Raw genomic sequence first — 25,371 nt, 5'->3', positions numbered from 1 at the left:
AGCACAGCTACAGCGTGAAAGATGTAGGGCACAGAGGCAGGGGGAGTTATGGGCTACTTTATTGACAGACGACTTAACGGCAAGAATAAAAGCATGGTTAACCGCCAACGCTTTTTGCGCCGCTATAAGGCGCAAATTAAACAGTCGATTTCCGATGCTATCAACAAAAGGTCGGTAACGGATATTGAAAGTGGCGAATCAGTATCGATTCCTATTGACGACATCAATGAGCCAATGTTCCATCAGGGCCGTGGTGGATTGCGCCACCGGGTACACCCCGGTAATGACCACTTTGTCACTAATGATCGGGTGGAACGCCCGCAAGGTGGTGGTGGCAGCGGCAGTGGTCAGGGTAATGCCAGTCAAGATGGTGAAGGTGAAGATGAATTTGTCTTTCAGATCTCTAAAGATGAATATCTGGATCTTTTATTTGAAGACCTTGCCCTACCCAACTTAAAGAAAAATCAGCATAAACAACTGACAGAATTCAAAACTCATCGCGCGGGTTACACCTCAAACGGCGTACCGGCCAATATCAGTGTGGTGCGTTCGCTGCAAAACTCGCTGGCCCGTCGTACCGCCATGACCGCCAGTAAGCGCCGCGAACTGCGTGAACTGGAAGAGACGCTCAGTGTGCTGGAGCACTCTGAACCAGCCCAATTACTCGAAGAAGAACGGGTGCGCAAAGCGATTGCCGAATTGAAGCAAAAAATCGCCAGAGTACCTTTTATCGATACCTTCGATTTACGTTATAAAAACTATGAGCGTCGTCCAGAGCCATCCAGCCAGGCGGTAATGTTCTGCCTAATGGATGTGTCAGGTTCGATGGATCAAGCCACCAAGGACATGGCAAAGCGGTTTTACATCTTACTTTACCTGTTCCTGAGCCGAACCTATAAAAATGTCGACGTGGTCTATATTCGCCACCATACACAAGCTAAAGAAGTCGATGAGCAAGAGTTTTTCTACTCACAAGAAACCGGCGGCACCATTGTTTCCAGCGCACTGAAGTTGATGGATGAAGTGGTGCAAGAACGCTATGACCCGGCACAGTGGAATATCTACGCCGCCCAAGCCTCTGATGGCGACAACTGGGCAGATGACTCGCCGCTGTGTCATGAGTTACTGGCAAGAAAGATCCTGCCCATGGTGCGTTACTACAGCTACATCGAGATAACCCGCCGTGCCCATCAAACCTTGTGGCGGGAATATGAAGATTTAGAGGCAAATTTTGCGAATTTTGCCATGCAACATATCCGTGAGCCAGAAGATATTTACCCGGTATTTCGTGAGTTGTTTCACAAACAGACAATTGATAATTAACGATAATAGCAGCCGGTTAACTTTTTCTGCCACAGAAATGGTTTTCCGGCTTTTTCATCGGTTAACATTGTCACACCTCCATTACTCTCAGAGTTAACACCATGAAATGGCATGATGGGCTGCGACAACCCGGTGTATTAGCCGCATTGAGTGCCGCGGTACTGTTTGGTGCCGGCACCCCGCTGGCAAAACACTTACTCGATACCGTCAGCCCGTGGCTACTGGCAGGTTTACTCTATTTGGGTTCGGGTATCGGCTTGGCGCTCTATCGTTTGCTAACCCGCGCGGCGGCTGTCCGCCTGCCCCGTAACGAATTACTGTGGTTACTCGGTGCTATCAGCGCAGGCGGAATTGTGGCTCCAGTCCTGCTGATGATAGGGCTAACGGGGATGCCTGCATCCGGAGCATCATTGTTGCTCAATGCTGAAGGGGTATTTACCGCCCTGCTTGCCTGGTTTGCTTTCAAAGAGAATTTTGACCGCCGTATCGCCTTGGGCATGATAGTGATTGTTGCCGGTGCGGTGATTTTAAGCTGGCCGGGAGAGGCGCATTTTGCCGGTTTGGGGCCAACACTGGCTATTTTAGGTGCGTGCTTTGCCTGGGGAATTGATAACAATCTGACTCGCAAGGTTTCGTTAACTGATGCCACCTGGATTGCAGCTATCAAAGGGCTGGTTGCTGGCGCGGTGAATCTGACCTTCGCTTTTGCTCTGGGTGCGACGATGCCACCGCTGACAAATCTGCTCAGCGCTTTACTGGTTGGTTTTTTTGCTTACGGCGTCAGTCTGGCGCTGTTTGTCATCGGATTACGTCACCTCGGCACGGCGCGTACCGGTGCCTATTTCTCTATTGCGCCTTTTTTAGGTGCCATATTGGCAATCGCAATGGGTGACACTGTCACATTTACATTAATCGTCGCCGGGCTACTGATGGCGGTGGGGATCGGGTTGCATCTGACGGAACAGCATGAGCATCAGCATACTCATGATGAATTATCGCATGAGCACCAACATCTGCATGATGAGCATCATCAGCACACACATGATTTCCCTGTAACCGAAGGTGCCGCCCACAAACATCGCCACCAGCATCGGCCAATAAGCCACTCTCACCGGCATTTCCCTGATTCACATCATCGGCATAAACATTGAGCCGGTATAACTGACTAGGTTACACAATTTTGGCCACGCTTATCTGCCGTCCAATTAACCAAAACACAACGCCAGATAATTATGGCTATTTTTAACTTATCCGTGACTAAGAAATTATTTTTTGCTACCTCATTACAATAAATACCGCATTTATCCCACCACTATCGACTAAACTTAATCAAATAAATAATATCTACTCATGTGGTCAGATAAGTTAACAAAAAATAATTCTATTACTCGCTTAGTAATACACTGGTTTCTATTTTTAATCATAAAGTTAGCACTCTGCCGAAATAAAGAAGACTGCCGTATTTTTTAGTTAACTCATATTTTGATAATTATCCTTTACCCTATTTTTTTAATAAAGAATAGTGATATCTGAATAGTTATAACAGCCGTGTTATTTAACTAAGACAGCTACCGGATGCATCGCATAGGAATTCACCATGAAATCCCAAAAAACAGCCGTGTCGCCAGGAGTACTTCAGCCTGAGTTTGATGAAAATAGTGCGCTATTAAGCGCCCTGGATAGCTCATTGGCAATTATTGAGTTTGATCTTACCAGCCGTATTATCGACGTTAATCAAAACTATCTGGATTATTTTGGCTATCAACGTGAAGACGTAATTGGTCAGTATCATTTAATGTTTTGTCACCCAAACTATGCCGCCAGTGAGGAATACCAAACCTTAAAAGAATGCCTATTAGCTGGCGAGTCGTTAGAAGGCCGTTTTGAACGGTTACATAAAGATGGCTCAACGGTCTGGCTGGCCGCTATCTATCAACCGGTACGTGGGCCGGATGGCAGCGTGAACCGAATGGTGAAAATTGCCAAAGACATTACGCTCCTGATTGAACAGCAAAAAGCGACTCAGGGATGGGTAGAGCTATTAACGCAATTAACAGATCGCAGTGACAGTGCCATGTTCATTGCTGCAAACAGTGTACATGGACAACAGGCCGTCTACATTAATCAGGGTTTTACCCAGTTATTCGGTTACACGCCCGAGCAGGCACTGGGCCAGAACATGGTTGGCCTGCTACAAAGTGCGCATCCTGAACAATTGGTGTTGAACGATTCGACTTCGCCAAATGCACAACAACAATTGTTACCTAAAGAGCTGTTTTACAGCAAAGACAAGCAACCCCACTGGTGTTCAGCGGTTATCAATTCACTGGTGGATAAACAGGGAAAGTCGAGTTATAGCATCGGGGTATTAACCGATATTACCCTGACTAAAATGTATGAAGTGCTGCAATATAAGGTATTGGAAGCACTGATAAAAGAACACTCACTGGAAGATGTGATGTCACTGCTGTGTCACGAAGTTGAGCGCATCGCACCAGAAGTCACCGCCAGCATCTTGCAGGCCAACGGACAAAACCACCTCAGCCATCTGGCGGCTCCAGGTCTGCCACTCACTTACACGGCAGCATTGGCCTGTGTACCCATTAGTCCGTTCGATGGCTCCTGTGGTACGGCAGCATTTCGTAAAAAACCGGTTGAAGTCCAGGACATTGCCACCGACCCACTGTGGGATAATTATCGTCACTTAATTCTACCTCATGGGCTGCTGGCATGTTGGTCAACGCCGATTCTCTCCAGCCAGGGGCAGATTCTGGGCACATTTGCTTTTTATTACAAAGAAATACGCGGCCCCAGCGAGTTTCATTATCAACTGGTAAAATTGATCGCCAATTTGTGCGCTTTAGCGATGGAACGGGAACAATCGCGTAAACAGATTCAGCACCTGGCATTTTATGATTCGCTAACGGGCCTGCCGAATCGCAATCAGTTTCAGGTATATGCTAAACAAGCCATCGTACAGGCTGATGAACGTGGCCACACACTCGCGGTATTAGTGATTAATCTGGATCGATTTAAACAGGTTAATGATTCACTCGGCCATGCCGCGGGTGATGAACTGCTCGCCGCCATCGCTCAACGGTTACGTAACGACGTGTCAAAAGGTGACACCCTTGGCCGACTGTCTGGCGATGAATTTATTATTATTTTAGCCCCCAGCACCATGCAGCAAGCCACCCTCAAAGTGGAAAAAATGCTCAGTCTGCTGTCCCAGCCGTGTCAGATTGCAGATATGAATATTATCCCTTCAGCCAGTGTTGGGATCAGTTTATACCCGGAAAATGGCAGCGATCTGGATACGCTAATGATCCATGCTGATATCGCCATGCACAAAGCAAAGAATATGGGGTATGGGCATTTCAATTTCTTCAGTGCCGAAATGAATAATCTCAATCAGCAGCGTCAGGACATGGAAGATGCACTGCGTAACGCATTCCATATCGGCTCACTTGAATTATTCTATCAACCGCAAGTTATGCTCAAAGATGGGCATCTGTATGGCGTGGAGGCGTTGAGTCGCTGGGTTCATCCAATATTGGGCAATATCCTGCCCCAGCGTTTTATTCCGCTGGCCGAAGAGTGTGGTTTGATCAATGAACTTGCGCTCTGGGCAATTGAAACCGCCTGCCGGCAACTGGCGGATTGGCGGTTACGGGGGATTGAAGTGCCCTCGATCTCGGTTAACTTATCACCCACCAACTTTCATAATCCCGGTTTGCCTGAAATGATTTTACATATTTTGCAGCGCAATCATTTACCACCACAGGATCTAACGCTGGAGATTACCGAAGATATATTAATTGAAAATAATGCCGCAATTTTCGTCACCATAGAAAAAATCCATCGAATGGGCGTACGGTTATCGATGGATGACTTTGGCACCGGTTATTCCAGCTTAAGTTATCTACGCCGCTTGGATTTAGACGAGATCAAGCTCGATAAAAGCTTTGTCCACGACCTTGAACATGACGAAACCAGCCGTACCTTGAGCGAAGCCGTCATCCGTATTGGCGAAAGCCTGCAACTGTCGGTGATTGTCGAGGGAGTAGAAAATGAAGCCCAACGCACGTTATTAAGTCGGCAGGGTTATCAAATTGGTCAAGGTTTTCTGTTCTCAGAAGCCCTTCCCGCCATCAAACTGGAACAATGGCTGGAACACCGCACCAGCCGTTAACTAATCCAAGTTAACTAATGAATAACAAGAGATATATCATCAGTTGTAGTAATCTACTAGAGTCTTAAGAGCGTGAATAAGTGACATTGTCACTATCGTCAGTTTAGGTTGTGCTAAATCTTTTCATCTGTCGGTAAATTCTTTATCCTCACCACCTTCGTCATTTGGATGTTGTTTTTCTGTTATGCAAAAATTCCTTTTTCTGCTGTTAAGTCTGATCCTGCTTGGCCCGCTCGGTATCGACCTCTACTTACCGACCATCCCTGCCATAGCCAAAGGGCTAAATAGCAGTGAATCACTGATTCAATCGACAATCGCCTTATTTATTATGGTATTAGGCATAGGTCAACTGATTGCCGGGCCGCTGGTTGATAAATATGGCCGCAAACCCATCGCCATTATCGGCATCATTCTTTACATGCTGGGAGCGATAATGGCCGCCCTTGCCGTTAACCCAACCATGTTCGTCAGTTCCCGCCTGTTACAAGGTGTAGCGGTATGCTGCACAGCGGTAGTGGCATTCAGCGGTGTGCGTGACCGTCTAAGTGGCAATGATGCGGCGCGAGCTTTTGGATTTCTTAATGGTACGCTGAATATCGTTCCTGCCTTAGCGCCACTGCTGGGTGGCTTACTCGCAGAAGCATTTGGCTGGCGGGCACCCTTCTGGTTCCTCGCGTTATATGGGTTGTTGGTGTTAATCCTGATTATCGTCTTCCTGCCAGAAACTCGCCCAGCGGGTACGCAAGCGGTGAACGGGCTGCCGATAAAGAACTATCTGCGCATTTTGCGCGATGATCGCTTTTTGGTATTCGCTCTGGTTAACGCCGGCGCGATGGGTATGGCTCTCACTTACGTCTCGCTGGCACCGAATGTCTTAATGGTGGGTGCAGGGCTGAGTCCATTACAATTCTCACTGGTTTTTGGTGCTAATGGTTTTTGGATTATGGCGGTGAGCTTCTTTGCCAATAGGATTATCCAAAAAGTGGGCCGCCCTGCCTGCCTGATGACCGGTAGCGTGTTGATGGCACTCGGGTGTTTCAGTCTGTTGTATGGCCTTCGATTGTCGCCAGAGCTACAGCAACACTGGCTGGTTTATATGCTACCCGTTGCCAGTGCCTGCGCCGGTTTAGCCTTTATGATGGGGCCTGCCACCAGTTATGCACTGGAACCCTATGCCAATGAAGCGGGTGTGGCTTCGGCGTTGGTCGGTTTTGTGCAAATGGCCGGTGGAGCCGCATTGGGCCTGTTGGCGATGGCGTTACCTATTGAGCCTAAGTTATCTCTGGCTATCGTGATGCTGGCAGGGTGCCTACTGGCATGGCAGGCACGCCGCGCCAGCAGACATGTTCGCGGCAAACTGGAAAAAATAAACTAACACTAATCTAGCTGCGCTGGACGGTCACTGGCACGCGGCCTGCCAGCGCACACATCAACTCATAACCTACCGTACCTGCCGCTGCGGCGACATTATCGATAGGCAGATGCTCCCCCCAGACCTCCACCTTACTGCCGACACCCGCCTGCGGGCATGGCGTCAAATCCACCGTTAGCATATCCATCGAAACGGCTCCGACAGTATGCGTTAATACGCCATCGACCCTTATTGGTGTTCCACCTGGAGCCAGCCGAGGGTAACCATCGGCATAGCCGCAAGCAACCACACCGATACGATGCGGTTCGCTTGCGCAATAGTGGCTGCCATAGCCCACGCTGTGCCCGACTGACAGCGTTTGTAAGGCGATAATTTCACTGTGCAAACTCATCACCGGGCGCAAACCTAAAGCGGCGATATCGGCAATGTCGCCGCTGGGAGACGCACCATACAGAATGATCCCCGGACGCACCCAGTCATAATGGGTTTCAGGGTGGCGCAGTATTGCCGCCGAATTAGCAAAGCAGCGCGCCGCCGAAATATGTTCGCTGACGTGTTGAATCCGTGCGAATTGCTCACCCGCACCAATATGATTATCTGCATTGGCAAAATGGCTCATGAGTGTCACCTCAGCCACATTGCTCAGGCTATTGGCCCATTGCCACACCGCCTCAGCTTGCTCAGACGGGAAACCGAGACGATTCATACCGCTATTAAGTTTCAAATAAATATTGAGCGGCGCATCCAGGCGGGCTGCACGAATCGCCTCAAGCTGCCAATCACTATGCACTGTGGTGGTCAGCCGGTAATGATCGACCAGGGCCAAATCCGGTGGTTGGAAAAAACCTTCGAGCAGCAAAATCGGCCCCTGCCAGCCCTGCTCACGCAGCAGCACCGCCTCATTGAGATCCAGCAACGCAAACCCATCCGTGGCGGCCAACCCCGGCCAAACTCGTGCCAAACCGTGGCCATAAGCATTGGCTTTCACAACCGACCAGATTTTGCTTGTACCAACATGTTGACGAACAATATTCAGATTATGATTCAGAGCAGATAAATTCAGCTTAGCGGCAATGGGGCGAGGCATGGGCGTTCCTTCCAAAACAGTCTTCAGTTATTCACTGCCAACGGTGTGAAATATCGGGTCGGCAGTCATTATCAGTTGAATCTCATTAACGAACCGGATGAATATCGTGTAAAGGCGCGAGATTCAGTGGCCGAAAACCCGCGCTATACCGGGCGACGGAGAGGTCATCAGCTAAAATAGCCGGCCGGCGGCCATACATAATGTCAGCCAATAATTGGCCCGACCCACATGCCATCGTCCAGCCCAATGTGCCATGACCGGTATTTAAATAGAGATTCTTAAGCGAAGTTCTGCCCACAATAGGCGTGCCATCCGGCGTCATTGGGCGTAAACCGGTCCAGAATGTCGCCTCGCTGATATTGCCACCGTGGGGATATAAATCACCGACCACCATTTCCAGTGTTTCTCGTCGCGCGGATGCCAGTTGGGTATTAAAACCGACGATTTCAGCCATTCCCCCAACGCGGATACGATCATCAAAACGAGTAATAGCAATCTTGTAAGTTTCATCCAGCACCGTGGATACCGGCGCATAATCAGGATTTGTAATGGGTATGGTCAGAGAATAGCCCTTCAGCGGATAGACCGGAATCGACACTAATCCGGCCAGGAGCGAGGTAGAATAAGCGCCAAAAGCCACCACATAGGCGTCAGCCTTGATAATGTCATCACCACATAGCACGCCAGCAATCTGATCGCGGTCCACCAGCAACTGATCCACGGCGCAATTAAAAATGAACTTCACCCCAGCCTGTTCTGCCATTTTTGCCAACCGTTCGGTAAATAACTTGCAGTCACCGGTTTCATCATTTGGCAAACGTAAACCACCGGTCAGTTTATGCGAAACCTGAGCCAGTGCAGGCTCAACGGTTGCCAGTTGCTCTGCGGTCAACAGCGAATACGGCACACCTGCATCATCCAGCACCGCGATATCTTTCGCCGCATTATCAAATTGTTGTTCGGTGCGAAACAGTTGTAATGTGCCGCCCTGACGCCCTTCATACTGGATACCGGTATCTTCCCGCAGGTCTTTTAGGCAATCACGGCTATATTCGGCCAGACGCACCATGCGACTTTTATTGGTCATATAGTGAGAGGTATCGCAGTTTCTCAACATCTGCCACATCCAGCGTAATTGGAAACTGCTGCCATCCAGATGGATTGCCAGAGGTGCATGGCGTTGGAACATCCATTTGATTGCCTTAAGAGGCACCCCTGGCGCGGCCCAGGGTGCGGCATATCCCGGTGAAATCTGGCCCGCATTGGCGGCACTGGTTTCCTGTGCCGGCCCCGCTTGACGGTCAATCACGGTAACATCATGACCGTCTTTCGCTAAATACCAGGCGCTGGCTACCCCGACCACGCCACTTCCTAAAATGACAACGCGCATATCATCCTCACCTCAACATCAGACACAAAGCATAATATTCTGTTGACAGAAAGTTAACCCAGTGGAAAAAACTAGCCAACAGATTAATTACAGACTGTGAGATTATTCACAATTAATTTACCTTGCGATAACTTCTCCATTCAATGGTTTTAGAAAAATAACGATAAATCCCTATTTTTCACCCTACAAGAGGGATAAAGACAATAAAATGATGCTATTAGCCATATTAATAGCATGGATAATACGCATATCGCCAAACGCTATTTTATTAGATTTATATTCTGTAAAATAGACAAATAATCAGGACATTATCCCGATAAAATCATTTTTGAGAATATCCCTTCTCACGCTAAAAAATAATCTATATTGACATAAGGTCTTGCCATGCCTCAGTTTGTTCATATTGAGCTAGGATTATTGAAGTGACTGGTATTTTGCAGGGTTATAAACCGTGAGGATGCGCTAATGACAACTTCAACACCGAAACAAACTGCGCAAGATAAGCGCCTGACTGACGGCCCGGACTGGACATTTGAATTGTTGCAGGTCTATTTGGATCAGATAGACCGGGTGGCAAAACATTACCGGCTCGATACCTATCCCCACCAGATTGAGGTAATAACCTCAGAACAAATGATGGATGCTTACTCAAGTATTGGTATGCCCATTAACTATACCCATTGGTCGTTTGGCAAAAAATTCATTGAAACCGAACAAAAGTACAAACATGGCCAGCAGGGGTTAGCCTACGAAATTGTGATTAACTCCAATCCCTGCATCGCCTATTTGATGGAAGAAAACACCATCACTATGCAAGCACTGGTGATGGCTCATGCCTGCTATGGCCATAACTCATTCTTTAAAAACAACTACTTATTCCGCGCATGGACTGATGCCAGCTCCATCGTGGATTATCTATTGTTTGCCCGCCATTACATCAGTGAATGCGAGGAGCGCTATGGCGTAGAGGAAGTTGAGCGGTTACTCGACTCATGCCATGCACTCATGAACTACGGTGTTGACCGCTATAAAAGGCCGCAAAAAATTTCGTTGGTCGAGGAAACCGCTCGTCAGAAAAGTCGTGAGGAGTATCTGCAAAGTCAGGTCAACTCGTTATGGAAAACCTTACCCCGCAAAGATAAGGGCGAAGTGCTGGCGCAGGCACACCGCTACCCCAGTGAGCCACAAGAGAACCTGCTCTACTTTATGGAGAAGAATGCACCGCTACTGGAATCATGGCAGCGAGAAGTATTACGCATTGTGCGCAAGGTCAGCCAGTATTTTTATCCGCAAAAACAAACACAAGTGATGAATGAAGGCTGGGCGACATTTTGGCATTACACCATTCTTAATCACCTGTACGATGAAGGCCGGGTGACTGACCGTTTTATGATGGAGTTCTTGCACAGCCATACCAATGTGGTGTATCAGCCGCCGTATAACAGCCCTTATTACAACGGAATAAACCCCTACGCACTTGGGTTTGCCATGTTCCAGGACATTAAACGTATCTGTCAATCGCCGACGGAAGAAGACTACTACTGGTTCCCGGATATCGCCGGTAAAGATTGGTTGGATACGCTACATTTTGCGATGCGCGATTTTAAAGATGAAAGCTTTATTAGCCAGTTCCTATCACCTAAAGTAATGCGTGATTTTCGTCTATTCACTGTGCTTGATGATGATAAGAATAACTATCTGGAGATTTCAGCCATTCATAATGAGGAGGGTTATCGTGCTATCCGTAATGAATTGTCAGCGCAATATAATCTAAGCAATCATGAGCCAAATATTCAGGTCTGGAATGTGGATTTACGCGGCGACCGATCTCTAACCTTGCGTTACATTCCCCATGATCGGGCACCATTAGATAAAAGCCGTCAGCATGTGATGAAACATATTCACCGCCTATGGGGATTTGATATTCATATGGAACAGTTGAATGATGATGGCAGCATCGAATTGCTCGATAGTGTGCCACCCAAAGCGAATAAGTGCTAGATAGCCACCGACAGCCACGAAAAGGGGCACTCAGTGCCCCTTTGCTTTGCATCACGATACGCGGCTAGCGACGGGCTTCCGCCAAATCACTGGGCATAGTGCCCTGCATACTGTGCCAAATAGCACCACTCTCTTTACCGTATGCACGCAGGCTATCCGGTACCTGATCGTAGGCTTTATCATCACACAACTGCGACAGCTTGCTATAGAACGTCAATGCCAACTGGCGCGCTTCTGGATTAGAGAAGTAGTAACGCCCGACGCGAGTATATAACCCTTTTAAACCATTCAGGATTAAGCCATAAATCGGATTGCCTGAAGCAAAAGCTAAACCACGGAAAATACCATAATCCAACGCAGTAAACGCTTCTGCGCTGTCATCGACGGTTTTAGCCTCAGCCAGAATTTCCTGAGCCTTCTCCGGATGATTACGGATTGCCGTGCGAACAAAAATAGTCGCAATATTTGTTCGTACAGCCAGTAAGTTATCTATCAATTGTGGCACGCTATCATGATCCAAGCGCGCCAGAGTTTCCAAGATACTGAGACCAGAAGTTTCCCAAAAATTGTTTACTTTCGTCGGCTTACCGTGCTGAATAGTGAGCCAGCCATCGCGGGCTAGCCGTTGCAGCACTTCACGCAATGTTGTGCGGGTAACACCAATTAGCTCTGAAAGTTCACGCTCCGCGGGCAAAATAGTGCCTGGAGGGAAGCGATTATTCCAAATACTTTCAATAATATACTCTTCCGCGAAACCGGCAGGACTTTGCGCCTTTATAACCATATTTTTTGACGTTCCGTAGCGATACATTTCAGCAATTTAGTGCGCTCATCATACCAGACCACTGTAACCGGATATAGCAACTCTGCCGAACAAATGGTGAAAGCGGTCATAAAGTTGCGAAAATTGTGCAGTTGTTATGACAGGCAGTTTATACGAACTGTTTTTACAGCAATGACGTAACGGAAAATATAACTTTTAGCGGTAATGCATCACAATAATTTATTCAGGGGATTGTAACTGACGATGGATATGACAAACAGACAAGCTATTCTTAGAAATTTTCTGGGTAACTCACCCGATTGGTACAAACTGGCAATAATAGGGTTTCTCATCATTAACCCACTGGTGTTCTTCTTTGTCAGCCCCTTCCTTGCTGGCTGGATGCTGGTAATCGAATTTATTTTCACCCTGGCGATGGCGCTGAAATGTTACCCATTACAACCAGGAGGGTTACTCGCTATTCAGGCCATTGCTATCGGCATGACCAGCCCACATCAGGTCACAGAAGAGATAGCTGCTAATTTGGACGTTCTCTTACTGCTGATATTTATGGTGGCAGGCATCTACTTTATGAAGCAACTGTTGTTGTTTGTCTTTACCAAACTGTTGCTGAGTATCCGTTCTAAAACCATCCTTTCGTTAGCCTTTTGCGTCGCTTCTGCTTTTCTCTCTGCATTCCTTGATGCATTAACTGTAATTGCAGTCGTTATCAGCATATCTGTTGGTTTCTACACTATTTATCATCATGTTACGTCAAATCATAGCGATAAAGACATTACTGATGACAGTGGTATTGAGAGCCAGGAGAACCACAAAACACTGGAGCAGTTTCGGGCATTTCTGCGCAGTCTGATGATGCACGCAGGTGTGGGAACAGCCTTGGGCGGGGTGATGACCATGGTCGGCGAGCCGCAGAACTTGATTATCGCCAAAAGTGCCGGCTGGCATTTTGGTGAATTCTTTGTGCGTATGCTACCGGTGACCTTACCGGTTCTGTGTTGCGGCCTGCTAGTTTGTCTGTTTGTCGAGCGTTTCAAGCTGTTTGGTTACGGCGCTCAATTGCCGGGCCGGGTGCGCCAGGTGTTGACTGATTATGACAAGCAAGCCGGCGCGAAACGCACCAAACAAGAAAAAATGAAGTTGGTCATCCAGGCGCTAATTGGCGTCTGGTTGGTGTTGGCGCTGGCGTTACATCTGGCCGAGGTAGGGTTGGTAGGGCTATCGGTGATTATTCTGGCCACTTCATTGTGTGGTATCACGAATGAGCACTCACTGGGTAAAGCGTTTCAGGAAGCGTTGCCGTTCGCGGCCTTATTGACCGTATTTTTTGCCGTGGTCGCCGTTATAATCGAACAAAGCCTGTTCACGCCAATCATCCAATTCGTGTTGCAATCTTCGCCATCGGCGCAGTTATCGCTGTTTTATCTGTTTAATGGCCTGCTCTCCTCCGTATCCGACAATGTTTTTGTCGGTACCGTTTATATCAATGAGGCCCGCACCGCATTTGAACAGGGCATTATCTCACTTGGGCAGTTTGAGTTATTAGCGGTCGCAATTAATACCGGAACCAACCTGCCCTCAGTTGCAACGCCGAATGGTCAGGCGGCTTTCTTGTTCCTGCTGACTTCCGCATTGGCACCACTAATCCGGCTGTCTTATGGCCGCATGGTTTATATGGCTCTGCCTTATACTATTGTGATGACGGTAGTCGGGCTGCTGGGGGTGGAGTTTTTATTGGTGCCGGCAACGGAGTGGATGACGCAGAGTGGCTGGATAAGCTTGCCAAAATAGCCGCAGGGGTTGTCACCACACACTGAACCTTGCATTATAGCTGCTGTCAGCCCTACACTTTCTCTCGGCAACGTTCAATGGCTTGCCGAGAGGCGTTTACGCGCTGGCAGAACAAACCAATATCTTACGAAAAGTTAAATTGATATTCGTGATACCCTGTCACGCGCGAGAAATCGCTGATTTTTACCTAATTTTGCAGTTGGGTGGCTGGCAGCAAAGATGAATTGGTTTACACTGCCGGTACAATTGCTTACTGCATGGAAAATAAAGATATGTTGCAATTCCTTAACCGCTGCTCTAAAGGGCGCGGTGCTTGGCTATTAATGGCCCTGACTGCACTTGCACTAGAATTAGTCGCGCTCTATTTTCAACACGTTATGCTACTACAGCCTTGCGTAATGTGTATTTATGAACGTGCCGCATTATTCGGTATTCTCGGCGCATCATTGCTGGGTGCAATAGCCCCTAAATCACCGCTGCGTTATCTGGCTATTGCCGTCTGGATCTACAGTGCCTGGAGAGGGGTTCAGTTGGCTTGGGTGCATACGATGCTGCAACTGCATCCATCGCCTTTTACCACCTGTGATTTCTTTGTCAACTTCCCCTCGTGGCTACCGTTGGACAAATGGTTCCCGGCGGTATTTCTCGCCAGCGGTGATTGCTCGGTAAAACAATGGGAATTCCTGTCACTGGAGATGCCGCAGTGGTTGGTGGGTATTTTTACCGCCTACCTGTTAATCGGCGTTCTGGTTCTGATCAGCCAATTTGTTAAACCGAAAAGACGTGATCTGTTTGGTCGATAATTTCCATACGTATCTTTATCTATTAATGGCACCGCTATGGTGCCATTTTTATTTATTCGTTAATCAATCCATAATTGATTAACGAATAATTCCACGAGCTGAACGCGAGAAAAAGGCGTTGTAAACTCGCAGTCTTTGCCACTCTCTGGCCATTACGTCAATCTCATCTTTAACATCAGCCACCGGTTTGCCGCTGTGATAGATAAGCTGGTAAGCACGTTCAATCGCATGGTGTTCATTCCCGTCGGCACTCATCCCCTGGCTTCTGACACCCACCGGTTTTGCCCTATTCCCCTGCGCAATAACATAGGGCGGTACATCCTGTACCACACAGGTACTGAGATTAATTTGTGCATAAGCACCGATGATACAAAACTGATGGATGGCACTTGCTGCGTAAATAAGAACAAAATCATCCAGTTCCACATGACCGGCCAAACCCACATTCGATGCCAGTGAGCAATGGCTACCGATAATACAATCATGGCCAATATGCACATGGCTCATCAGGTAATTATCATCACCCATAGCGGTCAGGCTACTGCCCTGAATCGTACCACGATGAATAGTGACATTTTGCTCAATCACATTCCGGTTACCAATAATAACGCGGGTAGGCTCACCGTTATATTTAAGATCCTGATTTACCTCACCAATAGAGGAGAATTGCCCAATATGGTTGTCTTGCCCCAGCTCGGTAATACCATTAATCACAATATGGGATTTCAGTACTGTTCCGGCACCAATAATGACTTGAGAACCAACGAAGCAAAAGTGCCCAATCTGTACATTCGCACCAATGACCGCCCCCTCCTCAATGATTGCAGAAGCAGCGATAACCGCGGTGTTATCAATCACGCTATTTAATTCCCCAGATGTATGGCTCACTCAACTGCTTTGCGGGTAGCGTCATTGCCGACTCAGAATTAATCTATTCGCTGTTTTAGCAGGCATTTACTGATAAAAAAGGGAAAAATTGATTTGCTATATCGGTTTAGCTGCTCATAAGCAAAAACCCCAGTGGTCACCAGGGTTTTGAAAGGGTGCCGGTACTTTCCCGGCCGTCATATTATGGTGTAAGCGTTCATCGTACACTCCGACGTTACACAGCCTAAGCATGACCATTGCACAACAGAGAAGCACACTGCCAACCAATAAGCTTCCCAGCATAGCATCTTATCTATCAACTGCCGTTGATCTAATTATGTTATTATTTTAGCAGACTAATAATTATACACTGTTATTACCATTCATCAAGCTTATTCGAGAAAACCTCTCATTCAAGATGGTTTTTGCTGTTTTTTATTTTTCATATATTTTATAAAATAACTTAAATATCAACATGATACATAACAAAAAGGCCACAGTCAAAGTAGCCCTTTCGATTAAGCGAACAACAGATTATGCCGAAGTATAGGTACAAATATATTGGCTGACCTGCTCATTATCAACGATAGCCAGACGTATCGGCATGGCTGAAATATTAAGTGAAGCGATAACCGGTTCTTCGCTGTTAGCCTTCTGGAATATGAGTGCTTCGCCCTGACCCTCTGGCTTAACTTTTATGAACTGAAAAACGGATTTATCGATGGTCAGTTGTTGATTGGGGCCATCTAATATCGCCGCCAGATTACCGCCATTTTTCAGTTGGCAATCCAGATTAATCAATGACGTCCCAGCGGCTTGAACCTGGTAAATACTAGCGAAAGTCGCTGAAACGGTGAAGATAGCAGCAACGAATGTTGAATATTTCATTTTATTGAGTTTCTTGGTTAAATTGCGATGCCAGTATGCCATAGCTGGCTTAGTAAATTCAGACTATCTGGCCCACTGTGGTTTATTTAAAATGTGGTCTTGCCAGTCAACCACTTCACTTTCGCGCACCGCAATATGGCGTACTGAGATACGCTCGCCGTGCATCGCCGCCTTGGAACCGGTTAACAAAGGGTGCCAGTCGGGTAAACCTCGGCCCTCTCCCACCATGCGATAAGCGCAGGTAGGTGGTAACCACTCGAATGTCACCAGATTCTCGCGGGTTAGCTTGATGCAATCTTCTTCCAGCTCAAAGCGCCGCTCATAGTTACGACACTGGCATGTTTTAATATTGAGCTGATCACAGGCCACATTGGTGAAATAAATCTCATCGGTGTCCTCATCAATCAGCTTATTCAAACAGCATTGACCGCATCCGTCGCACAGTGATTCCCATTCACTATCTGACATTTCAGCGAGTGTTTTTTGCTGCCAAAAAGGAAGTTGTGACATATCGATATCCGGTATAGTTAATAAGCATAGCGTTAAATAAGCGGCTCGTTATAGACGCTTTAGCGGTCAGATGCAAGCCTTGCCGCCTGCGGATATTACGCTGGCGGCAGATTTTAGCTTAGATTATGCGGGTATTCAGCGTCTTGCCATTCAATGAGATTTGCAGCATGTCACCCGATTGCATTGGCCCGACTCCCTGAGGTGTACCGGTCAGCACAATATCGCCTGCACGCAAGGTAAAGAAACGGCTAATATAGATAATTAACGGAATGATAGGGGTGATCATGTCACGGGTATTACCCTGTTGACGGATTTCACCATTGATTGTCAGCAACAGATCCGCCTGCTGCGCATCGCCAAATTCAGCCACTGGAATAAAGCCAGACATGGGGCAAGAGCCATCAAATGCCTTGGCTTTTTCCCACGGCTGACCTGCTTTTTTGAACCCCGCTTGCAAATCACGCAAGGTTAGATCAAGCGCCACACCATACCCTGCAATAGCGCGAGCCACGCGGTCTTCATTCGCTTGTTTCAACGGGGTGCCAATCAAAACGGCCAATTCAACCTCGTGATGTACCGAACCAAAATCCTTCGGGATAGAGACAGGCTGGCGAATATCGCAAAGTGCCGTTTCAGGTTTGATAAACAGCACTGGCTCGACAGAGGCTGTACTTCCCATTTCTTTAATATGTGCGGCATAGTTACTGCCGACGCAAACGACTTTATTTACGGGGAAATCCAGCAAAGCCCCTTGCCAGTCTCTATGTTGATACATACTGTCTCTCCTGAAGTTTCACGCTGATAGACACGCCCCACCGCAGCCCATTCCCCATGCAAACAGAGACTATTGGCTTATAGCATCGGCCATCATACCGATGCTGATGGCAAAATAGTAAGAACGGTTCCAGTGCATAATGGTCCGGAAATTATCATAAACCAGAAATGCTCTTCCTCGCACATCATCCGGAATGATGACCCAGGCCCGGAGGTCAGATGATGCAAACTGGCCAGCCGTAGCCGGTGTCAACCCTAACTGCTGCCATTGAGCGACTGTCTTTGCTTGTCCGTTTTTCAATCCAGCCTGGTTTACATCAAAAGTTTGAGGTAAGACAACCTCCTGACCCCAACCTATGCCGGGTTTCCAACCTTCAGTAGACAGATAGTTAGCCGTGGAAGCAAATACATCATCAATATTATTCCAAATATCTATTTTTCCATCGCCATCACCATCGACCCCATAGGTCAGGAAAGAGCTTGGCATAAACTGGCTCTGCCCCATCGCACCGGCCCATGAGCCTTTAAGCTGTGGATCATCAACTTTTCCTTGTTGAATTATTTTCAGCGCAGCAATTAATTCGTTAGTAAAGAAGGTTTCCCGACGCCCTTCAAAGGCCAGCGTAGAGAGCGCTGATATCACATCTTCTTTGCCCTGAATTTTGCCAAAACCGCTTTCCATGCCCCACAGCGCAACAATATAACGTTCGGGTACGCCATAGCGTGCGGTCACTTGTGATAATTGCGGCTGATAGCGCTGATAAATCTCTTTGCCCTGCTCTATCTTGGTCGCAGTCAGAACTTTGGCGAGATAATCATCCAGAGTCACTTTCTTTTCTAACTGATTACGGTCTGATTGGATAACCCGGTCAACAAAATGAATGTTGGCAAAAGCAACATCAAGGGTCGCCTGACTAATCCCTTTGGCTCTCGCTTGTGCTTTTAACTCATCAACATAGGCAGGGAATTCAGCCGGGGAGCGCCCCTGCTGAGACAACGTAGTTGCTGTGTGGTTACCCGCCGACGACGGCGAACTTAACATCGATTGGGGCGCAGGAGCCGCCTGTGCGCTAACGATAAGCGGTGTCGCCGTATTTTTATGGGCGCACCCCGCAGACACTAATGCTGCCAGCGCGAGTGCGATCATTGACAATTTCATCGGCGTATTCCTTGGTTAAAATGCTACCCTGTGCAGGTGTGAAGATCCCAAGTCAGACGGGTTTCACGCCGTAACTTCCTTCTATTGTAGCTGTGGATGTTATGACGATGAGCGTTATGAAAATAAAGATTATGGCGATGGGTTTATCGCCATTGGTCACACCGCGCCGCCATTATGCTTTAGTTTCGCCTAAATGCATTTTTAACAAGCTTTCTGGTGGAGGCGGAACTTGCAGATAGAAGCCTTGCTCAACCAATGAGTTCTTCACTTTCTCGACATCAGCGGTAGCGAGGGTTTTACGTTCATTTAACGACAGCAACATCGCAAACTGTGGCTGACCAAAACGGGTGAGTAATTCAGCCGGCACCCGAGAAAAATCATCTTTTTTTCAATATAAAGGTAGGTTTGATCCCGTTTCGGGCTTCTGTAAATCGCACAAAGCATGTTCTGGACTCTATTTGATGAATTCGATAGTAAACCTGCATAATTAGCAGATAACTATACCACGACTGCACGTTCACACGTTGCAGATATCAATAGATACCAATACAAGGCGGCGGTACATAATATTGGCGCTTGTCTCGGTCAATACGCCTGACTTGGTGGTACGCCTGCTCCTCGCACTTCGCTTTTTTCTCACTTTTACGTCTTGCCGCCTCTGCATCCGCACGAGCTTGCGCCTCGTCTACCTGACGCTGCCAGGATTGCGCGTCGGGTGCAGTGGGTGCCAGTGCTTTACGCTTTTCCAAATAGTCAGTGGGGACTTTATTATCCTTCGGTATTTCAGCGTGATAATTAAAATCAGCATGTGCCGCAAGTGATAAAGATAGAGCTACACCACAGATGAATGATGGCAGGATGAAGTTCCTTTTCATCGTTATTTTCCTGTACTAATGTTTTATCGAACCCGTAAGTTATCACAAAATAATTATCATTCTCAATAAGGAATCACTAGTGACTAGCAAAACTAATACCCGACCCCAGGTGAGATTTTTCTGAAATAAATACGGTTGCGTATTTCGACCAACGGATAATAACCTCTTCATTGTCTCTATTTCATCATCTTAAAAGCCGTAATATTGGTGAGCTATAAGTCTATTCGATACAAAACAGCCCTTTTTATGGGTAGAAATAAATTTTAGGTCAGCAAATTCATTTGTTGAAAAAATACACAAGTACAAAACAACAGTGATAACAATTAAATATAGGCAGGTCGGGGCTAGCGAATAGGAGGAACTTATGCTGTAATTTCCTATCAGTTTGGAGTAATTGTGAACTTAAGATCTCAATATATTGATACGGATAGATTTATTTTTATATTACCTATAACATGCTTAGGAACATCGGAATATTGTGCCCCGAATGATATTACGGGGATTAAACGTAGCTGAAACTGAGTCAGGATAGATGTCACAATCGCCAATTGAGTTAAAAGGCAGTAGTTTTACCCTATCGGTCATTCATTTGCATGATGCCCGACCAGAGGTAATCCGTCAGGCTTTACAGGAAAAGGTGGACCAAGCCCCCGCTTTCCTGAAAAACGCCCCTGTTGTGATTAACGTTGCAACGTTACCTAACGGTGCTAACTGGAAAGATCTACAACAGGCTGTCACTTCAGCAGGTCTGCGTATTGTTGGCATCAGTGGTTGTCAGGATGAGCGTCAAAAGCGGGCAATAGCACGGGCAGGTTTGCCGTTATTGAGCGAAGGCAAAGGTCAGAAAATGGCCCCTGAACCTGTCGTCAGCCCACCAGAGAATGCCCCTGTCAAGACACGTATCATCAGTACTCCTGTCCGTTCTGGCCAACAGATCTATGCCCGAAATTGCGATTTGATTGTTATCAGCAGTGTCAGTGCCGGTGCTGAATTAATTGCCGATGGCAATATTCATATCTATGGAATGATGCGAGGCCGTGCGCTGGCAGGTGCATCCGGTGATGCCCAATGTCAGATTTTTTGCACGCATCTGGGTGCTGAACTAGTCTCTATCGCAGGGCAGTACTGGTTAAGTGATCAGATTCCGCCGGGCTATTTCGGTCAGGCAGCACGTCTGCATCTGCTGGATAACGCGTTAACTATACAACCTTTAAATTAAGCCCTTTTGACAAGGAATCCATTTCATGGCACGCATTATTGTTGTTACATCGGGTAAAGGGGGCGTTGGCAAGACCACATCAAGCGCGGCTATCGCAACCGGCTTGGCCCAAAAAGGTAAGAAAACCGTGGTCATCGATTTCGATATCGGCCTGCGGAACCTTGATTTGATTATGGGATGTGAACGCCGGGTCGTTTATGATTTTGTTAATGTTATTCAAGGTGATGCCACGTTGAATCAGGCATTAATCAAAGATAAACGTACAGATAATCTCTATATTCTGCCCGCATCACAAACTCGTGATAAAGATGCCCTGACCAAAGAGGGTGTTGAGAAGATTTTGCACGATCTGGGTGAAATGAATTTCGAGTTCGTGGTGTGTGACTCTCCGGCAGGTATCGAAAGCGGTGCGCTAATGGCGCTCTATTTCGCCGACGAGGCTGTTATCACCACCAACCCTGAGGTCTCTTCAGTACGTGACTCAGACAGAATCCTCGGGATATTGTCATCTAAGTCACGTCGTGCTGAAAAAGGCCAGGAGCCCATTAAAGAGCATCTGCTGTTAACCCGCTACAATCCAGGGCGTGTTAATCGCGGTGATATGCTTAGTATGGAAGATGTCCTCGATATTCTAAGGATACCGTTGGTTGGCGTTATTCCAGAAGACCAATCAGTACTGCGCGCCTCGAACCAAGGCGAGCCTGTTATTCTGGACAAAGAGTCAGATGCCGGTAAAGCTTATGACGATACCGTTGACCGTTTGCTAGGAGAAGAACGCCCCTTCCGCTTCATTGAAGAAGAGAAGAAGGGCTTCCTGAAACGCCTTTTTGGGGGATAAACCATGGCTTTGTTAGACTTTTTTCTGTCCCGCAAAAAACCGACAGCCAATATAGCCAAGGAACGGCTGCAAATTATCGTCGCTGAGCGTCGTCGTGGGGACAGTGAACCCCATTATTTGCCTGACTTGAAACGCGATATTTTGGCGGTTATTTGTAAATATATCCAGATCGATCCTGAAATGCTGCATGTGCAATTTGAGCAAAAAGGGGATGATATTTCGGTGCTTGAACTTAACGTGACATTACCGGAAACGGAAGAAACACCTAAATGATTTCTTCGCAATAACTATCCCCTGTATTTATTTACAGGGGGTATTTCCTTCAAACGGCTGTATATATATCCAGAGTGAAGTCACCTCCACCCTGAATATTGATTAATATTGCTGTAAAATCGCCATTAATTCTACAGACATCAGATCCCCACGCCAGCCACTTAATAATTCAGGTTGTATCTCAGACGACTTCAATTTCCAGTGCCAACTGAGTAACTGATTAATTTGGCGACGCGATGCCAGTAGTTCACTGCTTAATCCACTGCGCTCACTGATTGACGTAATTAATGCTTTAATATCTTTAAAGACCTTCTTGTAGCCAGGTTGATCAATCAGATTAGCCACGGGCAGCGGGAGCTGCTCTTCAGGTACTTTATTTGCTTCTGCCACCAGCGCCAGTAAGGTGCGCCCATGATACCGGATCTCCTGCCCACTCAGGCCCAGAGAGTCCAGTTCACCTAACGAGGTCGGCTGATAACGGGCGACCTGCCACAGGTTCTCTTCACGCACCACAAAATTAACCGCCAAATCACGCTCGCGTGCCTGACGCAAACGCCATGCCGCTAACATCTGCAAACAGGCCAGTTGATGACCGCGCAACTGCCAGGCATTGGTAATCTCGCGGTAAGCCAGCTCTGGATCAAGTGTTTCACTGCGGCGGCGACACAACAATTCACACTCATCAATTGCGGCATCCATACGCCCTGCGGCTTCAGTCGCCTCAACCAATTTCGCGGCCAACGGCAAAAGATAAAACACATCGGCGGCAGCGTAATCACACTGTTTTTCGCTCAGGGGGCGCGCTATCCAATCCGTGCGTGACTCGCTTTTATCCAGCTCGATACCTTCAAATTCATTCACCAACATGGCAAATCCACAGGACAACGTGCGCCCTGAAAATGCCGCCAGCACCTGCGTGTCAATCATCGGCGTTGGCATCTGCTCAAAAGCATTTAAGAACACTTCCAAATCTTCGCTACCCGCATGTAGGTACTTCACGACACTCAAATCTTGCAGTAACGCGCGGAAGGGTTGCCACTGCGTAATGGGCAAAGGGTCAATCAGTGAAAGTTGTTCACCGTCAAACAGTTGAATCAGCCCCAGTTGAGGATAGTAGGTACGTGTTCTGACAAACTCGGTATCCAGCGCGACATGAGTGTGTGTTCTGGCTTGTTCGCAAACCTGCTGTAACGCACTGTTGGTAGTGATCAACTGATAATTCAAAACGTCATTCTCTATATAGTCGGTAGTCTATGACAAACACAACAACGCCGGTGATGACCGGCGTTGTTGATGATGATTAGGTGACTCGCTTAGGTTAAGCGGCGTTTTGGTCATCCACCGTAGGCTTAACCTGCTCATCACGTAGTTCTCGGCGCAAAATTTTACCGACATTTGACTTCGGCAACTCGTCACGGAACTCTACAATTCTCGGTACTTTATACCCGGTAAGGTAGCGGCGGCAATGGGTCAATAACTCATCTATTGTTAGTGACGCATCTTTTTTTACCACATAAAGTTTTACCGTCTCACCGGAGACCTCATTAGGCACCCCAACAACGGCAGACTCCAGCACTTTCGTATGCAACGCTACCACATCCTCAATCTCATTTGGATAAACGTTGAAACCTGAAACCAGAATCATATCTTTTTTACGATCGACAATGCGCAAGAACCCTTGTTCATCCAACGTCGCAATATCACCCGTTGCCAGCCAACCGTCTTTTAATATTTCATCGGTAGCCTCTGGCCGCTGCCAATAGCCTAACATAACTTGTGGCCCGCGCACCCATAGTTCACCTGGCTGACCCAATGCAACCTCATGGCCCTCATCATCAACCAGACGTACATCGGTTGAAGGCACCGGTAAGCCAATGCTGCCATTATGGTGCTTCAAATCATAGGGATTGCCGGTAACAAGCGGTGAACACTCAGTTAAACCATAACCTTCCAGTAGGAGCTTGCCGGTCAGTTTTTCCCACCGTTCAGCAACCGCTTTTTGCACTGGCATTCCACCGCCAACTGAAAGACGCAGAGCGGAGAAATCAAGTTTGGTAAACTCCTCGTTATTTAACAATGCGTTAAATAGCGTATTTACCCCGGTTATCGCCGTGAAAGGATAGCGACTTAGCTCTTTCACCATGCCTGGAATATCGCGCGGGTTGGTTATCAATAAACTGCGCCCACCCAACTCGATAAACAGCAAACAGTTCATGGTCAACGCGAAAATATGATAGAGGGGCAGTGCGGTGACGACCATCTCATGGCCGGGTTGCAATAACGGTGCGTAAGCCGCCTTTACCTGTTCCAGGTTCGACTGCATATTACGGTGCGTCAGCATCGCGCCTTTGGCAACACCGGTTGTTCCGCCAGTATATTGCAAAAATGCCATATCGGTATTGATCACGTCGGGCTTAACATATTGCAGGCGGCGGCCTTTTTGCAGCGCGGTGCGAAATGAAATAGCATCCGGCAGATAGTATTTTGGCACCAATCGCTTAATGTATTTCACCACGAAATTCACCAGCGTTCCTTTTGCCGTCGATAGCTGGTCACCCATGCGGGTTAAAATGACGTGTTTTACCTGAGTTTTAAACACCACTTTTTCAAGGGTATGAGCAAAGTTGGAGACAATAACGATGGCGGCAGCCCCGCTATCATTAAGCTGATGCTCAAGTTCTCGCGGGGTATACAGTGGGTTCACATTCACCACAACCATACCCGCACGTAAAATGCCAAACAGGGCAATAGGATATTGCAACAGATTTGGCATCATCAATGCCACGCGGTCACCTTTTTGCAAACCAAGACCTTGTTGCAGATAGGCGGCAAAAGCACGGCTACGCTCTTCCAACTTACGGAAGGTCATCACCTCCCCCATATTGATAAACGCAGGCTGATCTGCATAGCGTAAAGCCGCGCTCTCAAACATTTCCACCAAAGAAGAATAGCGATCCGGATCGATCTCTGCGGGGACATCTGCCGGATAACGCTTTAGCCATACTTTTTCCAAGGTAGTACTCCTGAAATGATTATTGGTCGTTATGGTCGGACACCAATCCACACCAGAACCTTAACAATATTTTAACTCAGCTTACCAGTTTGCTTTTAAACAATTTTGAGGTTGCGATATAGGTCACTATTTTCCAGCGCTGAGATCACAAAAATAATTAGCGGTGCCAATATCAACCAGTAATTATTTAATAAATCAATTAGTTATAGTAA

Annotated in this window: 21 protein-coding genes and 1 pseudogene; 10 read left to right on the top strand and 12 right to left on the bottom strand. The window is 47.3% G+C overall.

Going from position 1 to position 25,371, the window contains the following annotated elements:
• Positions 1-48: 48 nt before the first annotated feature.
• The 4 genes from YALDO0001_RS00750 to YALDO0001_RS00735 all read left to right on the top strand — a co-directional run bounded on the left by YALDO0001_RS00750 (position 49) and on the right by YALDO0001_RS00735 (position 6,890).
• Positions 49-1,323: a YeaH/YhbH family protein gene (locus YALDO0001_RS00750; RefSeq protein ID WP_004699098.1), complete on the top strand. Its 1,275-nt coding sequence runs from the start codon at positions 49-51 to the stop codon at positions 1,321-1,323.
• Positions 1,324-1,424: 101 nt separating this feature from the next.
• Complete coding sequence (locus YALDO0001_RS00745; protein WP_004699096.1) at positions 1,425-2,474, top strand: DMT family transporter; 1,050 nt, start codon at positions 1,425-1,427, stop codon at positions 2,472-2,474.
• 446 nt (positions 2,475-2,920) lie between these two features.
• Entirely contained in the window at positions 2,921-5,515 is a 2,595-nt protein-coding gene (locus tag YALDO0001_RS00740; protein ID WP_004699095.1) for a bifunctional diguanylate cyclase/phosphodiesterase, read from the top strand.
• A 184-nt stretch (positions 5,516-5,699) separates the two neighbouring features.
• Complete coding sequence (locus YALDO0001_RS00735) at positions 5,700-6,890, top strand: multidrug effflux MFS transporter (protein WP_004699092.1); 1,191 nt, start codon at positions 5,700-5,702, stop codon at positions 6,888-6,890.
• A 7-nt stretch (positions 6,891-6,897) separates the two neighbouring features.
• On the opposite strand, the gene dadX is transcribed toward YALDO0001_RS00735, so the two are convergent.
• Both dadX and YALDO0001_RS00725 read right to left on the bottom strand, forming a co-directional pair.
• The gene (dadX, locus tag YALDO0001_RS00730; RefSeq protein WP_004699091.1) at positions 6,898-7,974 is read right to left on the bottom strand and encodes a catabolic alanine racemase DadX; all 1,077 of its coding nucleotides are present in this window, start codon (positions 7,972-7,974) and stop codon (positions 6,898-6,900) included.
• Between the two features lie 85 nt (positions 7,975-8,059).
• Positions 8,060-9,364 carry a D-amino acid dehydrogenase gene (locus YALDO0001_RS00725; protein WP_004699089.1) on the bottom strand — a complete coding sequence of 435 codons (1,305 nt, stop codon included), beginning with the start codon at positions 9,362-9,364 and terminating at the stop codon, positions 8,060-8,062.
• Positions 9,365-9,829: 465 nt separating this feature from the next.
• Between YALDO0001_RS00725 and YALDO0001_RS00720 the strand changes: the two genes are divergently transcribed.
• Positions 9,830-11,365 carry a SpoVR family protein gene (locus tag YALDO0001_RS00720; protein WP_004699087.1) on the top strand — a complete coding sequence of 512 codons (1,536 nt, stop codon included), beginning with the start codon at positions 9,830-9,832 and terminating at the stop codon, positions 11,363-11,365.
• A 64-nt stretch (positions 11,366-11,429) separates the two neighbouring features.
• Here YALDO0001_RS00720 and fadR read toward each other — a convergent pair whose 3' ends face one another.
• A complete protein-coding gene (fadR, locus tag YALDO0001_RS00715) occupies positions 11,430-12,149 on the bottom strand; it encodes a fatty acid metabolism transcriptional regulator FadR (RefSeq protein ID WP_042839182.1) in 720 nt (239 codons plus the stop codon).
• A 243-nt stretch (positions 12,150-12,392) separates the two neighbouring features.
• Here fadR and nhaB point away from each other — a divergent pair, with 243 nt between their 5' ends.
• A complete protein-coding gene (nhaB, locus tag YALDO0001_RS00710) occupies positions 12,393-13,940 on the top strand; it encodes a sodium/proton antiporter NhaB (protein ID WP_004699083.1) in 1,548 nt (515 codons plus the stop codon).
• 272 nt (positions 13,941-14,212) lie between these two features.
• Positions 14,213-14,743 carry a disulfide bond formation protein DsbB gene (dsbB, locus tag YALDO0001_RS00705; RefSeq protein WP_042839215.1) on the top strand — a complete coding sequence of 177 codons (531 nt, stop codon included), beginning with the start codon at positions 14,213-14,215 and terminating at the stop codon, positions 14,741-14,743.
• 78 nt (positions 14,744-14,821) lie between these two features.
• Here the strand turns inward: dsbB and lpxA are convergent, their stop codons facing one another.
• The 7 genes and pseudogenes from lpxA to YALDO0001_RS00670 all read right to left on the bottom strand — a co-directional run bounded on the left by lpxA (position 14,822) and on the right by YALDO0001_RS00670 (position 19,816).
• Positions 14,822-15,601, bottom strand: coding sequence for an acyl-ACP--UDP-N-acetylglucosamine O-acyltransferase (gene lpxA / locus YALDO0001_RS00700; protein ID WP_004699079.1), 780 nt, complete (start codon positions 15,599-15,601; stop codon positions 14,822-14,824).
• 543 nt (positions 15,602-16,144) lie between these two features.
• A complete protein-coding gene (locus YALDO0001_RS00695) occupies positions 16,145-16,498 on the bottom strand; it encodes a hypothetical protein (protein ID WP_042839181.1) in 354 nt (117 codons plus the stop codon).
• Positions 16,499-16,561: 63 nt separating this feature from the next.
• Positions 16,562-17,008: a cysteine cluster protein YcgN gene (ycgN, locus tag YALDO0001_RS00690; protein ID WP_004699075.1), complete on the bottom strand. Its 447-nt coding sequence runs from the start codon at positions 17,006-17,008 to the stop codon at positions 16,562-16,564.
• Positions 17,009-17,126: 118 nt separating this feature from the next.
• A complete protein-coding gene (locus YALDO0001_RS00685) occupies positions 17,127-17,783 on the bottom strand; it encodes a fumarylacetoacetate hydrolase family protein (protein ID WP_004699073.1) in 657 nt (218 codons plus the stop codon).
• Positions 17,784-17,852: 69 nt separating this feature from the next.
• Positions 17,853-18,941 (bottom strand): lytic murein transglycosylase, encoded by a 1,089-nt coding sequence (locus YALDO0001_RS00680; protein ID WP_042839180.1) that lies wholly within the window; start codon positions 18,939-18,941, stop codon positions 17,853-17,855.
• Positions 18,942-19,113: 172 nt separating this feature from the next.
• Positions 19,114-19,385, bottom strand: a pseudogene (locus YALDO0001_RS00675) (YcgL domain-containing protein).
• A gap of 89 nt (positions 19,386-19,474) precedes the next feature.
• Positions 19,475-19,816: a hypothetical protein gene (locus YALDO0001_RS00670; protein ID WP_004699067.1), complete on the bottom strand. Its 342-nt coding sequence runs from the start codon at positions 19,814-19,816 to the stop codon at positions 19,475-19,477.
• 532 nt (positions 19,817-20,348) lie between these two features.
• Between YALDO0001_RS00670 and minC the strand changes: the two genes are divergently transcribed.
• The 3 genes from minC to minE are packed head-to-tail and all read left to right on the top strand — an operon-like array spanning position 20,349 to position 22,146.
• Positions 20,349-21,035: a septum site-determining protein MinC gene (gene minC, locus YALDO0001_RS00665; RefSeq protein ID WP_004699065.1), complete on the top strand. Its 687-nt coding sequence runs from the start codon at positions 20,349-20,351 to the stop codon at positions 21,033-21,035.
• 25 nt (positions 21,036-21,060) lie between these two features.
• Complete coding sequence (gene minD / locus YALDO0001_RS00660) at positions 21,061-21,873, top strand: septum site-determining protein MinD (protein WP_004699063.1); 813 nt, start codon at positions 21,061-21,063, stop codon at positions 21,871-21,873.
• Between the two features lie 3 nt (positions 21,874-21,876).
• Positions 21,877-22,146: a cell division topological specificity factor MinE gene (gene minE / locus YALDO0001_RS00655; protein ID WP_002211180.1), complete on the top strand. Its 270-nt coding sequence runs from the start codon at positions 21,877-21,879 to the stop codon at positions 22,144-22,146.
• Between the two features lie 102 nt (positions 22,147-22,248).
• On the opposite strand, the gene rnd is transcribed toward minE, so the two are convergent.
• Positions 22,249-23,370 carry a ribonuclease D gene (rnd, locus tag YALDO0001_RS00650; RefSeq protein ID WP_004699060.1) on the bottom strand — a complete coding sequence of 374 codons (1,122 nt, stop codon included), beginning with the start codon at positions 23,368-23,370 and terminating at the stop codon, positions 22,249-22,251.
• 94 nt (positions 23,371-23,464) lie between these two features.
• Positions 23,465-25,159: a long-chain-fatty-acid--CoA ligase FadD gene (gene fadD, locus YALDO0001_RS00645; RefSeq protein ID WP_004699058.1), complete on the bottom strand. Its 1,695-nt coding sequence runs from the start codon at positions 25,157-25,159 to the stop codon at positions 23,465-23,467.
• Positions 25,160-25,371: the final 212 nt, after the last annotated feature.

The organism is Yersinia aldovae ATCC 35236, from assembly GCF_000173735.1.
Taxonomy (GTDB): domain Bacteria; phylum Pseudomonadota; class Gammaproteobacteria; order Enterobacterales; family Enterobacteriaceae; genus Yersinia; species Yersinia aldovae.
This window is presented reverse-complemented; position numbering and strand designations above follow the sequence as displayed.

Bases quoted from the DNA above. Each gene is read 5' to 3' on its own strand.
- fadR (WP_042839182.1), bottom strand. From the start codon at position 12,149: ATGGTTATAAAGGCGCAAAGTCCTGCCGGTTTCGCGGAAGAGTATATT.
- ycgN (WP_004699075.1), bottom strand. From the start codon at position 17,008: ATGTCACAACTTCCTTTTTGGCAGCAAAAAACACTCGCTGAAATGTCA.
- YALDO0001_RS00725 (WP_004699089.1), bottom strand. From the start codon at position 9,364: ATGCGCGTTGTCATTTTAGGAAGTGGCGTGGTCGGGGTAGCCAGCGCC.
- minC (WP_004699065.1), top strand. From the start codon at position 20,349: ATGTCACAATCGCCAATTGAGTTAAAAGGCAGTAGTTTTACCCTATCG.
- minE (WP_002211180.1), top strand. From the start codon at position 21,877: ATGGCTTTGTTAGACTTTTTTCTGTCCCGCAAAAAACCGACAGCCAAT.
- YALDO0001_RS00745 (WP_004699096.1), top strand. From the start codon at position 1,425: ATGAAATGGCATGATGGGCTGCGACAACCCGGTGTATTAGCCGCATTG.
- YALDO0001_RS00685 (WP_004699073.1), bottom strand. From the start codon at position 17,783: ATGTATCAACATAGAGACTGGCAAGGGGCTTTGCTGGATTTCCCCGTA.
- minD (WP_004699063.1), top strand. From the start codon at position 21,061: ATGGCACGCATTATTGTTGTTACATCGGGTAAAGGGGGCGTTGGCAAG.
- YALDO0001_RS00750 (WP_004699098.1), top strand. From the start codon at position 49: ATGGGCTACTTTATTGACAGACGACTTAACGGCAAGAATAAAAGCATG.
- YALDO0001_RS00680 (WP_042839180.1), bottom strand. From the start codon at position 18,941: ATGAAATTGTCAATGATCGCACTCGCGCTGGCAGCATTAGTGTCTGCG.
- YALDO0001_RS00735 (WP_004699092.1), top strand. From the start codon at position 5,700: ATGCAAAAATTCCTTTTTCTGCTGTTAAGTCTGATCCTGCTTGGCCCG.
- YALDO0001_RS00740 (WP_004699095.1), top strand. From the start codon at position 2,921: ATGAAATCCCAAAAAACAGCCGTGTCGCCAGGAGTACTTCAGCCTGAG.
- YALDO0001_RS00670 (WP_004699067.1), bottom strand. From the start codon at position 19,816: ATGAAAAGGAACTTCATCCTGCCATCATTCATCTGTGGTGTAGCTCTA.
- nhaB (WP_004699083.1), top strand. From the start codon at position 12,393: ATGGATATGACAAACAGACAAGCTATTCTTAGAAATTTTCTGGGTAAC.
- dadX (WP_004699091.1), bottom strand. From the start codon at position 7,974: ATGCCTCGCCCCATTGCCGCTAAGCTGAATTTATCTGCTCTGAATCAT.
- YALDO0001_RS00695 (WP_042839181.1), bottom strand. From the start codon at position 16,498: ATGAAATATTCAACATTCGTTGCTGCTATCTTCACCGTTTCAGCGACT.
- dsbB (WP_042839215.1), top strand. From the start codon at position 14,213: ATGTTGCAATTCCTTAACCGCTGCTCTAAAGGGCGCGGTGCTTGGCTA.
- YALDO0001_RS00720 (WP_004699087.1), top strand. From the start codon at position 9,830: ATGACAACTTCAACACCGAAACAAACTGCGCAAGATAAGCGCCTGACT.